We start from the raw sequence: 10,159 nt of genomic DNA on the forward strand, positions 1-10,159 counted from the left end.
CGGGCCCCGCCATCGCGCCCGGCGAGCAGCCGCCCGCGCCGACCGAGCCCCCGCCGCCACCGGGTCTCGCCCCGGGGGACATCGGCCCCGGCGGCGGCCCGATCGACGGCGTCCCGACGACGCCGGTGCCACCTCCCGACGCCGGCACGCCCGCCGCGCCTCCCCCCACGCCCCCGCCGCCCATCGCGAGCCCGTGCGAGCTCTCGGTCGGGCTCGACGGCGGCCCCGCGCTCGAGGCGACGGCGGCGCGACACCCCACGCCTGCGTGGGAGCACCGTCCCGCCGCAGGCATGCGGCTCCGATGGGACGGGGTCCTCGACGCGGACGGGAACCTCTACTGGACCGAGCTCGCCGACGACGGCACGGGCGAGGTCGTCTCCGCCACGCGCGCGGGCCGGGTCCGCTGGCGCGCGCCCGCCGCCCACCTGGCCGCGCACGTCGCGCTCGTCGCGGACGGCGTCGTCGCCGTGCTCTCGCAGCCCACGATCGAGCCGCTCGGCGTGCCCGGCACCGCGCTCGAGGCGTTCCGCGCCGCGGACGGCGCGCCGCTCTGGACCCGCGACGTGGTCGCGGACGCGGCGCCGCTCGTGCCGGAGGCGGCGGGCCCGGCGCGCGCGTACGTGGGGGAGACGCACCCCGCGGCGGCGGACGGGGTCCTCTTCCTCTCGCTGACGGCGCTCGGAGCGGACGGCTACCAGTACCCGGGCGTGCTCCGCGTCGACCTCGAGAGCGGGAAGCTCGTGTCGCGGCGCGCGTTCGAGGGGGCGCGCACGATCTGGATGAGCTCGCCCGCGGCGATCGCGCCCGACGGCGCGCTCCTGTTCTCGGCCAGCACGGACGTGGTGGGCGCGACGGTCTACGCCACCGCGCCCGACGGCGGGGACCGCTTCGCCATCGCGCAGCCGAGCGATCACGCGAGCTGGCTCGCGAACGTGTCCGACCGGTTCGCCTTCGTGCAGTCGTTCCCGGACAGCCGCTTCCTCCCCGACGGCGGGCCGGCGTACGTGGACTGGCTCCGCCTCGAGGACGGGGCGCGGGCCGGCCGCGCCACCGGCGTGTCCGGCGAGGTGCTCTCGGCGGGAGGCTTCGCCTACGCGTTCGGCATCGGCACGGTCGCGCGCCTCGACCTCGACGGCTGCGCCGTCGCCTGGCGGCGGACCCTCGCCTCGGAGCCGCCCTCCGATCGCTCGACGCACCCGCACCTCACCACCGCGGTGACCGCGGTGACCGCGGACGGCGGCGTGCTGGTGCTCTCCGAGCTCGACGTCTATGGCGCGTCGTCGCTCGACGTGACGCTCGGGACCGCGGCGCTCGTCGCCCTCGGCCCGGACGGCGTCGAGCGCTGGCGCGCGGAGCTGCCGGTGGATGCGCTCTACGGGGGACCGGGCGCGCTCCACGGCGGCCGCTGGTTCGTCGCCCCGCTCCTGCCCGACCGGTCCACGGCGGTGCTGCGCGCGTTCGACGTGGGGATCGAGGGCGCGGAGCGGGGCTGGATCGCGCCCGACGGCGGGTTCGCCCGCGCGCGGCGCGCGAGGTAAACCAGGGAGTCGCGCCCGCGCGGATCGCGGATCAGGATCGGTCGCTCAGGCGATTCCGCCGGCGGGGTGGACGATGTGGATCCCGTCCTCCTGCCGCTGCATGTGCGGGCGGCTGATCCAGCGGCAGCGGCCGCAGAAGCTCCGCGCCTCGCCGTCCGTCACGCGCACGTCGAGGTCTCCGCCGCACAGCAGGCAGCCGTTCGGCAGGCGAAGGTCCTTCGAGTCGGTCGTGGGCGCCTGTGGCTCGTGCCTCATGCCACGACCGTAAGACCTGATCGTGGCTTGGCAAGTCGGGCGCACCGCTTGGCCCGCCCCGTCGGGAGCGTTGGGGACGAGGGGACGCTCGCCGGCGCACCTCGGGCGCTGCGCGCGGGCCGTCTCGCTCAGGCGACGGCGCGCCCCACGGCGCCGGCGATCACGCGCACCTGCCGCATGAGCTCGTCGAACTCGCGCGGCGTGAGGGACTGCTGCCCGTCGGAGAGGGCCTTCTCCGGCCGCGGGTGCACCTCGATGATGAGGCCGTCCGCGCCCGCCGCGACGCCGGCGCGCGCCATCGCCGCGACGTGGGCGCGGAGGCCGATGCCGTGCGAGGGGTCCACCACGACCGGCAGGTGCGTGAGGGCCTTCAGCACCGGCACGGCGTTCAGGTCGAGCGTGTTGCGGGTCATGGTCTCGAACGTGCGGATCCCGCGCTCGCAGAGCGCCACCTGGTAGTTGCCGCGCGAGACCACGTACTCGGCGGCCATCAGCCACTCCTTGATCGTGGCGGACGGCCCGCGCTTCAGGAGCACGGGCTTCCCGAGCGTGCCGAGCTGCTTCAGGAGCGAGAAGTTCTGCATGTTGCGCGCGCCGATCTGGAGGACGTCGGCGTACTCCGCCACCATCGGCAGCGTCTCGACGTCCATCACCTCGGTCACGACCTTGAGGCCCGTCTCCTCGCGGGCGAGCGCGAGCAGCTTCAGGCCCTCCTCGGCGAGCCCCTGGAACTCGTAGGGGCTCGTTCGCGGCTTGTAGGCGCCGCCCCGGAGGAAGCGCGCGCCGGCCGCGCGCACCGCGTGCGCCGCCTCGAGCAGCTGATCCTTCGACTCGACCGAGCACGGCCCCGCCATGATGGCGAGCGCGTTCCCGCCGAGCGGGACGCCGCCGACGTCGATGACCGTGTCCTCCTCCTTCACCTCGCGCGACACGAGCTTGAAGGGCTGCGAGACGCGCAGCGCCTCCTGCACGCCGGGGAGCGTCTCGAAGAGCTCCGGCTCGAGGCCCCCCTTGTTGCCGGTGATGCCGATGGCGACTCGCTGGGCGCCCGGGATGGGGTGGGCGGAGAGCCCGAGGGAGCGGACTCGCTCCACGACGGCGGCGACCTCGCCCTCGCTGGCGTGCGGCTTCATGACCACGAGCATCGGAACCTCCGGCAGGGAATTCCGAGTCTTAGCGCGTGGGAGCGACCCACTCAAGGACGGGCGCGCCGCCCGGACCCCGCGCGGCCGGTGAGGCGGGCGACCTCGGTCCTCCCCCGTACGGACCCGCTCGTCAGGTGCGCCCCCCTGCCGCCGTCCGTGCGGCGTATTAGACTGACCTTCGGGAGGCGCTCCGTATGAAGCTCCTTCGGATGATCCGGCGGGCGGCGCGGCAGGTGGACGAGATCGCGGCGGCGCTCGAGCTGCCCGGGACGGCGGACCGGATCGAGAAGCGGACGGACTTCGCGCACTGCCCGCGCCCGGTGCTCCTGCTGCACGGCTTCTTCGCCTCGCGCCGCACCTTCGACATCCTCGAGCGGCGCCTGCGGCGCGACGGCTACGGCGTCTTCTCCCTCCGCCTCGGCGGCCTCGGCGGCGCCTTCAACACCCGCGGCATCGACGACGTCGCGGACCTGGTGCGCGCGAAGGTCGAGCGCATCTACGCCCGGAACCCGGGCATGGGGCCGCTCACGATCGTCGGCCACTCGAAGGGCGGCCTCGTCGCCGCCTACTACGTGAAGCGGCTCGGCGGCTGGCGGCGCACGCGCGCGGTCGTGACGCTCGGCACCCCGCACCACGGCACGCCCCTCGCCTACCTCGGCCTGCCGCTCGGCGGGGTCTCGCGCTCGGTCTGGCAGATGATGCCCGGGAGCGCGTTCCTCGAGCGGCTCCACGACGGCCCGTGGCCGGCGCAGGTGCGCCTCGCGTCCATCTGGTCGCGCCGCGACGGGTGGGCCCCGTTCCCGAGCGGCGTGATCGAGACGCACGGGCTCCCGCACCTCGTGAACGTCGAGGTGAAGGGCGATCACCGGACGTTCGTGACGGGGAAGCGCGTCTACGAGGTGCTCCTCCGCGAGATCCGCGCCGGCGAGAGCGAGGCCCCGGTGATGCGCGGCCCGCTCACCGCGATGCGGGGCGGCCGCGCGGAGCGCGCCGCGAACGGCGCCCGCAAGGAGCCGGGCACCGACGCCGCCTGAGCTCGCGGGGGCCGCGCCGTTCGTCGGACGGGGGGCTGGACCCGCCCGCAGACGAATTACCTTCGCCCGCTCCGCGCCGCCGCGCGCGCGACGCGCCGCGGCCGGCTCGCGCTACACTCGGGCACGTGCGAGACCGCCGCTTCGACTTCCTCTACGAGCGCGAGAAGCAGCCGGTGAAGGCGTACGTCCTCGAGCGCTTCGCGGGCGAGCTCGCGCGCGAGCTCGAGGCGTGGCCGCCGCCGTTCCTGGACTGGGTGTCCGAGGAGCTGCGCGCGCGCTGGTCGGCCGGCGCGGCGGAGCGGCCGCGCGACGACGTGCTGCGCTTCGCGCTCGAGCTCGCGCGCCTCGACCTCCTCCGCGACTTCGAGGGCGTCGAGCGGCGCCTCGCCGAGGACGCTCACCGGCTGCAGACTCCCGCCGAGGGGGCGGCCCTCCACCTGCTCGTCCGCCTGGTGACCGAGAAGTGCCTGGGCCTGAAGGAGCACGCCGACCGCGTGCGCATCGGCCGCGAGGACCTCGTCGCGATGATCGACGACGTGGAGCGCCGCCTGTTCCGCGTGACGCTGGGCTGATCCCGGCCGCGGAGGAGGCGGCCGACCGGGTTGCCCGAGCGGGCGGCGACGTCAGGATCGGCGCGCGGGGGGCGTCGGGCCCCGGCGACCGGAGAAGACGATCCAGAAGAGCGCGATGACGATCGCCGCGGCGGCGACGATCCAGACCCAGCCGAACCCGGCGCTCGTGGCGGCGGCCGGATCGGCCGCCTGGGCGAGCACGAGGACGGGCGCGAGGAACGCGACGACGGCGGCCAGGACTGCCGACGGACGGGCGAGCGATGGCATGTTCCCTCCTCCCGCGGCCCGAGAGGACGCGGCACGGGCGAACGATGCGCATCGGGGGAGCGCCCGGCACGCGGGGCGCCGGGCGGCGCCGGACGGAGGGCGAGCCCGCCGCGCTACTTCTTCGGCACCTTCTCCCAGTCGGCGAGGAACTTCTTGAGGCCGCTGTCGGTGAGGGGGTGCTTCGCGAGCTGCTCGATGACGGAGTAGGGGATCGTCGCGACGTCCGCGCCGAGCCGCGCCGCCTCGAGCACGTGCACCGGGTGGCGCACCGAGGCGACGAGCACCTTCGTGTCGAAGTCGTAGTTCCGGTAGATCTGCAGGATGTCGGCGATGAGCGCCATGCCGTCCTGCGAGATGTCGTCCAGGCGTCCGACGAAGGGCGACACGTAGGTCGCGCCCGCCTTGGCGGCGAGGAGCGCCTGCACCGCCGAGAAGCAGAGCGTGACGTTCGTCTTCACGCCCTCGTCGGAGAGCACCTTCACCGCGCGGAGCCCCTCGACGATGAGCGGGATCTTGATGACCACCTGGTCGCCGTACTTGGCGTAGGCGCGCGCCTCGCGGAGCATGCCCTCGGCGTCGGTGGCGGTGACCTCGGCCGAGATGGGACCGGGGGCGAGCGCCACGATCTCCTTCAGGACCTCGTCGAACGCCCGGCCGGTCTTGGCGACGAGCGAGGGGTTGGTCGTCACGCCGTCGCACAGGCCGAGGGCGAGGGCCTTCTTGATCTCGCCGACGTCGGCGGAGTCGATGAAGAACTGCATCGTGGGCTACCTCCGGAGGGGCGTCCCATAGCGCACCGGCCCGCGCTGCCGCAAGAGGCGCGAAAGTGCTATATCGCGCGCACCCTCATGGCCAGCCGACCGAAGGCCCGCGTGGTTCGCCTCCCCCGCTCGCGCGCGAAGCGGCCCGCGCACTCCGATCGCTCCCTGCTCGACTATGGCCGGACGGTGCTCGACGCCGAGGCGCGCGCCATCGCCGCGGTGCGCCTCGATGACCGCTTCGCCGAGGCGGTCCGGTGGGTGCTCGGGTGCCGCGGCCGGGTGGTCGTGACCGGGATGGGGAAGCCCGGCTTCGTGGCGCAGAAGATCTCCGCCACGCTCGCCTCCACCGGCACGCCCTCCCACTTCGTCCACCCCGCCGAGGCGGCGCACGGCGACCTCGGCCGGATCACCAAGGACGACGTCGTCATCGCGCTGTCGAACTCCGGCGAGACCGAGGAGATCCTCCGCCTCCTGCCGGCGCTCAAGAAGATCGGCGCGCGGGTCGTCGCCGTGACGCGCGACCGCGTGAACCCGCTCGCGCGCGCCGCCGACCTCGTCCTCGCCATCGGCGACGTCGCCGAGGCCTGCCCGATGGGCCTCGCGCCCACCGCCTCGACCGCCGTGCTGCTCGCGGTCGGCGACGCGCTCGCCATGACCGTGCTCGCGAACCGGCCCTTCGAGAAGGAGGAGTACGCGCTCTTCCACCCCGGCGGGAAGCTCGGCCGCGGGCTCATGAAGGTCCGCGAGCTCATGCGCGGCGCCGAGGCGAACCCGGTCGTGCGCGAGGACCAGCCGCTCTCCGCCGCGGTGGCGCGGATGACCGAGACGCCCGGCCGGCCCGGCGCGACGAGCGTGGTGGACGCGGCGGGCAAGCTGGTCGGCATCTTCACCGACGGCGACCTGCGCCGCCTCGTCGAGCACGGCGAGACCGACTTCACGCGCCCGGTGTCCTCCTCGATGGGCCGCAACCCCCGCACCGTCCGCCCCGACGCGCTCGTGGTGGACGCCGCGCGCGTCCTCCGCCAGGCGCGCATCGACCAGGTCCCGGTGGTCGACGAGGAGGGCCGCCCGGTCGGGCTCCTCGACGTGCAGGACCTCCTCGCCGCGAAGATCCTCTGATGGCGCGCCGCCGCCCCGCCGCCCGCGCGCCCCGCCGCGCGCAGCCTCACGCCGCGCCGCGGAACGCCGCGGCCGGAGAGCGCGCGCTGCGCGCGGCGGTCGTCGAGATCTGCCGCCGGCTCCACGCCCGCGACCTCATCGGCGCGGGCGAGGGCAACGTCTCCGTCCGCCTCGGCCCGGACCGGTTCCTCGTCACGCCCTCCGGCGCCAACAAGGGCTACCTCGCCCCCGGCGATCTCGTGGTGGTGGACGGGCGCGGCGCGGTGGTGACGGGGGGCGGGCGCGCCTCGACCGAGCTCCGCATGCACCTCGCCGCCTACGCCGCGCGCGAGGACGTCGCCGCGGTCGTGCACGCGCACCCCGTCACCGCGGTCGCGCTCACGGTGGCCGGGATCCCGCCGCCGAACGACCTCGTGCCGGAGGCGGCGGTCACGCTCGGCGAGATCGCCGTCGCGCCGTTCGCCACCCCCGGGACCGACGAGGTGCCCGCCTCGCTCGCGCCCCTGTGGCCGCGCCACGACGTGGTGCTCCTCGAGCGCCACGGCGCGCTCGCCCTCGGGCGCACGCTCGACGAGGCCTTTGACCGGATGGAGACGCTCGAGCGCGTGGCGCGCGTGGCGCTCGTGGCGCGGCTCGCCGGGCGGTGCGAGCCGCTCCCCGCCGAGGCGATCGCGAAGGTGCTCGCCGCGGCCGGCCGGCCACCGCGCTAGGGCGAGCGGACCTCGAGCGCCCCGAGCTGCCGGTCCTGCACCCGCGCCAGGGCGAGCTGAGCGGCCAGCGCGCCGAGGAGCGCCATGAACATGTCCCACTGCGTGTCCCACGGGTCTCCCTGCGTCCCGAGGAACGCGTCGGCGGACTGGCCGAGCGAGAGCGCAGCGCCCCACTCCACGAGCTCGTACAGCGCGGAGACGGCGAGCGCGACGGCCGTGACGAGCACGAACAGCCAGCGCCCGCGCCGGAGCGGCGAGGTGCGGAGCAGCACCTCGCGCGCGACGAGCGCCGGGACGAAGCCCTGCGCGAGGTGGCCGAGCCGGTCGTAGGGGTTGCGCGCGAGCCCGAGCGCGTCCTGCGCCCAGAAGCCGAGCGGCACCTCGGCGTAGGTGTAGTGCCCGCCGACGCAGAGGATGGCGGCGTGGATCGCGAGCAGCGCGTACAGGAGCGGCGTGAGCGGGAACGCGCGGCGCGTGGCGACGAGCACCGGGAGCGCGGCGAGGACGGGCGCGACCTCCATGAGCCAGGTGAGCCGGTCCTTGGGGCCGATCCCTGAGACGGCGAGCGCGAGGAGCGCCACCGCGAGCGCGGCCGGGCCCGCGCGCCCCGCCGGGCGAGGGAGGGTGTCCGGGACGGCGGCGTCCGGCGGGTTGGGCGCGGCGGTCGGTGGCATGGCCGCATCGTCCCGTGCAGGAAGCGCTCCGTCAATCTGCACCGGATCCGGAGCCCCCGGCTCCCACGCGCGGAGGCGCCCCGACCCATGCAACGACCGAAGCGAGAGCTCGAGTGCGGCGAGCTGCTGCACGGCCACCCCTGCCCGCCGCTCGCGCTCGGCCTGCGGGCCGGCCACGCCGCGCTCGGCGCGCTCGAGACCCCGCGCGCCGTGGAGCGCGAGCTGTTCGCCATGGTCGAGGTGGGGGGTGATCACTACGGCCAGGGCTTCGCGGACGGTGTACAGGTCGCGACGGGGTGCACGTTCGGCAAGGACCTGATCGTCCGCGTGCCGCACGGCAAGCTCGGCCTCACGCTCGTCGACCAGCGACGCCGCAGGGCCGTCCGCGTCGCCGTGCGCGGCGAGGTGGACGAGGCCCTCGAGTCGAGCGAGTGGTTCCGCGTCTGCGAGGCCAGGGGACAGCCCTGGGCGCCGGTGCCGGACGAGGTGCTGGAGCCGCTCCTCGGCTTCGTGCGCGCGACCGCGGAGGACCGGCTCTTCTCGGTGAGCCCGGTCTTCCCCATGGAGCTCGAGGACGGGACGCCGTCCTTCCGGACGGTGCCCTGCGACGCCTGCGGCGACCGGGTCCTGCTGCCCTACGTGCGGGAGCGCGGCGAGGCGCGGCTCTGCCTCCGCTGCGCGGAGCGGAGGGCCCTCCCGCCCCGCTGAGCCTCGCCGGAGTCGCTCCCGGTCAGTCCGCCGTGGCGCGCTTCCAGGCCGGCCGGCCGCGGAGCCTTAGCACGTACGCGTCGGCCGTCGGCATGCCCTCGAGGCCGCAGAGGAACCTCCCGTACGAGAGGATCGCCGCGACGACGACGTCCACGACCGAGAGCTCGTCTCCGAGGAGGAAGTCGCGGCCCGAGAGCGCGGCGTCCACCGCCTTCGCGGCGGCGTGGAACCGGGCCGCGCTCCGCTCGACGCACGCGCGGTCCCGCTCCGGCTCGGCCTTCTTCAGCTCCGCGGCGAGCGGCGCGAGCGGCGGCTCGAGCTCGGACAGCGCGAAGCACAGCCACTGGTAGGCGAGCGCGCGTCCCGGGGAGCCGGGGGGCGGCAGGAGCCTCCCCTCGCCGTAGCGCTCCGCGAGCCAGAAGCAGATCGCGCCGGACTCGAAGATGCGGACCTCGCCGTCCTCCAGCACCGGCACGTGGCCGAGCGGATGGCGGGCGAGGTGCTCGGGGGTGCGCGTCTCGGCCTTCGCCGGATCGAGCCGGACGAGCTCGTAGGGGATGCCGAGCTCCTCGAGGACGATGCGGGGGCGCGAGGCGCGGGTGCGGGGAGCGTAATAGAGCTTGGGCATGGCCGTCCGTTGTAGCCGCGCGGCCGCGGCCGCGCGAGGCATCATCGGCTCATGCGGGCCGACTGGGCGGCCGCGATGCGCCGCTCCACCTCGCCGGTCGCCATCATGAGACCATCCGTGTAGGGACCGTTCGGCTGCACCTCGCCCACCCGCTTCCACAGGGCGCGCGCTCGCTCGAGCTGACCGATGTTCCCGTTCGCCGTCTCCGCGAGGGCCAGGCCGAGGAAGTACATGGCGTCGGGCTGGTCGGGGATCCGCGCGAGCACCTCCTCGTGGTCGGCGATGGCCCCGGGCGCGTCCCCCGCGAGGAGCTTCGCGTTCGCGCGCTGGATGCGCGCCCCGATGGACGGCTCGAGCGCCGCGCGGTAGCAGAACGCCGCGCCCGCCCCGTCCTTGCGCCGCGCGCGCGCCTCTGCCGCGCGCACGAGCGGCTCGAAGCCGCGCTTCTCGGAGCGCGTGCACTCCTGCTTCACCGCGGGGCTGGGCTCCCTGGCGCGCACGGCCGCCGGGAGCGCCAGGTAGTCCTTCCAGGCCGGCTCCGCGACCGCGATCGCCTGGTCGTACCAGCCGATCGCGTCCGCGTAGCGGCGCTCCTGGTAGTAGAGGTCTCCGAGCGCGCGCAGGATCTCGAGCGGCTTCGGCGCGGTCGCGAGCTGCCCCTTCATCGCCTCGACCTGGGCGAGGAGCTGCGAGGACGACGGGAGCCCCTGCGGCTCACCGGCCCCGGGCGCCTGCCGCGCCGGCGCGC

Annotated in this window: 11 protein-coding genes and 2 pseudogenes; 6 read left to right on the top strand and 7 right to left on the bottom strand. The window is 75.3% G+C overall.

All coding sequences use genetic code 11. The features are described 5' to 3' along the window. Window positions 1–1,538: pseudogene (locus MNZ29_RS22380) on the top strand (hypothetical protein); the annotation flags it as partial. Between the two features lie 45 nt (window positions 1,539–1,583). On the opposite strand, the gene MNZ29_RS22385 reads toward MNZ29_RS22380, so the two are convergent. Continuing rightward, a complete protein-coding gene (locus MNZ29_RS22385; protein WP_242341156.1) occupies window positions 1,584–1,793 on the bottom strand; it encodes a hypothetical protein in 210 nt (69 codons plus the stop codon). A gap of 128 nt (window positions 1,794–1,921) precedes the next feature. Beyond that, a complete protein-coding gene (gene aroF, locus MNZ29_RS22390) occupies window positions 1,922–2,938 on the bottom strand; it encodes a 3-deoxy-7-phosphoheptulonate synthase (RefSeq protein WP_242341155.1) in 1,017 nt (338 codons plus the stop codon). Window positions 2,939–3,132: 194 nt separating this feature from the next. On the opposite strand from aroF, the gene MNZ29_RS22395 reads away from it, so the two are divergent. Both MNZ29_RS22395 and MNZ29_RS22400 read left to right on the top strand, forming a co-directional pair. Next, window positions 3,133–3,972, top strand: coding sequence for a triacylglycerol lipase (locus tag MNZ29_RS22395; protein WP_242341154.1), 840 nt, complete (start codon window positions 3,133–3,135; stop codon window positions 3,970–3,972). A gap of 125 nt (window positions 3,973–4,097) precedes the next feature. Further along, window positions 4,098–4,544, top strand: a complete 447-nt coding sequence (locus MNZ29_RS22400; RefSeq protein WP_242341153.1) for a hypothetical protein — start codon at window positions 4,098–4,100, stop codon at window positions 4,542–4,544. Between the two features lie 51 nt (window positions 4,545–4,595). Here the strand turns inward: MNZ29_RS22400 and MNZ29_RS22405 are convergent, their stop codons facing one another. Beyond that, on the bottom strand, window positions 4,596–4,811 hold the full coding sequence (locus MNZ29_RS22405) for a hypothetical protein (RefSeq protein ID WP_242341152.1): 216 nt from the start codon (window positions 4,809–4,811) through the stop codon (window positions 4,596–4,598). A 113-nt stretch (window positions 4,812–4,924) separates the two neighbouring features. Next, a complete protein-coding gene (fsa, locus tag MNZ29_RS22410; protein ID WP_242341151.1) occupies window positions 4,925–5,572 on the bottom strand; it encodes a fructose-6-phosphate aldolase in 648 nt (215 codons plus the stop codon). 87 nt (window positions 5,573–5,659) lie between these two features. Between fsa and MNZ29_RS22415 the strand changes: the two genes are divergently transcribed. Both MNZ29_RS22415 and MNZ29_RS22420 read left to right on the top strand, forming a co-directional pair. Next, window positions 5,660–6,691 (top strand): SIS domain-containing protein, encoded by a 1,032-nt coding sequence (locus MNZ29_RS22415; RefSeq protein ID WP_242341150.1) that lies wholly within the window; start codon window positions 5,660–5,662, stop codon window positions 6,689–6,691. Next, a complete protein-coding gene (locus tag MNZ29_RS22420) occupies window positions 6,691–7,401 on the top strand; it encodes a class II aldolase/adducin family protein (protein WP_242341149.1) in 711 nt (236 codons plus the stop codon). The genes MNZ29_RS22415 and MNZ29_RS22420 overlap by 1 nt, the downstream gene beginning before the upstream one ends. Here MNZ29_RS22420 and MNZ29_RS22425 read toward each other — a convergent pair. Further along, window positions 7,398–8,075, bottom strand: a complete 678-nt coding sequence (locus tag MNZ29_RS22425; RefSeq protein WP_242341148.1) for a DUF2238 domain-containing protein — start codon at window positions 8,073–8,075, stop codon at window positions 7,398–7,400. The two genes, MNZ29_RS22420 and MNZ29_RS22425, sit on opposite strands and share 4 nt — an antisense overlap. 87 nt (window positions 8,076–8,162) lie before the next feature. On the opposite strand from MNZ29_RS22425, the gene MNZ29_RS22430 reads away from it, so the two are divergent. Further along, the gene (locus tag MNZ29_RS22430) at window positions 8,163–8,783 is read left to right on the top strand and encodes an FmdE family protein (RefSeq protein ID WP_242341147.1); all 621 of its coding nucleotides are present in this window, start codon (window positions 8,163–8,165) and stop codon (window positions 8,781–8,783) included. 22 nt (window positions 8,784–8,805) lie between these two features. Here the strand turns inward: MNZ29_RS22430 and MNZ29_RS22435 are convergent, their stop codons facing one another. Next, on the bottom strand, window positions 8,806–9,411 hold the full coding sequence (locus tag MNZ29_RS22435; protein WP_242341146.1) for a glutathione S-transferase family protein: 606 nt from the start codon (window positions 9,409–9,411) through the stop codon (window positions 8,806–8,808). A 41-nt stretch (window positions 9,412–9,452) separates the two neighbouring features. Further along, window positions 9,453–10,159, bottom strand: a pseudogene (locus MNZ29_RS22440) (hypothetical protein); the annotation flags it as partial.

Origin of the sequence: Anaeromyxobacter sp. SG64 (genome assembly GCF_022690745.1) — a bacterium.
Classification (GTDB): domain Bacteria; phylum Myxococcota; class Myxococcia; order Myxococcales; family Anaeromyxobacteraceae; genus Anaeromyxobacter; species Anaeromyxobacter soli.

Bases quoted from the DNA above. Each gene is read 5' to 3' on its own strand.
- MNZ29_RS22385 (WP_242341156.1), bottom strand. From the start codon at position 1,793: ATGAGGCACGAGCCACAGGCGCCCACGACCGACTCGAAGGACCTTCGC.
- aroF (WP_242341155.1), bottom strand. From the start codon at position 2,938: ATGCTCGTGGTCATGAAGCCGCACGCCAGCGAGGGCGAGGTCGCCGCC.
- MNZ29_RS22395 (WP_242341154.1), top strand. From the start codon at position 3,133: ATGAAGCTCCTTCGGATGATCCGGCGGGCGGCGCGGCAGGTGGACGAG.
- MNZ29_RS22405 (WP_242341152.1), bottom strand. From the start codon at position 4,811: ATGCCATCGCTCGCCCGTCCGTCGGCAGTCCTGGCCGCCGTCGTCGCG.
- fsa (WP_242341151.1), bottom strand. From the start codon at position 5,572: ATGCAGTTCTTCATCGACTCCGCCGACGTCGGCGAGATCAAGAAGGCC.
- MNZ29_RS22415 (WP_242341150.1), top strand. From the start codon at position 5,660: ATGGCCAGCCGACCGAAGGCCCGCGTGGTTCGCCTCCCCCGCTCGCGC.
- MNZ29_RS22420 (WP_242341149.1), top strand. From the start codon at position 6,691: ATGGCGCGCCGCCGCCCCGCCGCCCGCGCGCCCCGCCGCGCGCAGCCT.
- MNZ29_RS22425 (WP_242341148.1), bottom strand. From the start codon at position 8,075: ATGCCACCGACCGCCGCGCCCAACCCGCCGGACGCCGCCGTCCCGGAC.
- MNZ29_RS22430 (WP_242341147.1), top strand. From the start codon at position 8,163: ATGCAACGACCGAAGCGAGAGCTCGAGTGCGGCGAGCTGCTGCACGGC.
- MNZ29_RS22435 (WP_242341146.1), bottom strand. From the start codon at position 9,411: ATGCCCAAGCTCTATTACGCTCCCCGCACCCGCGCCTCGCGCCCCCGC.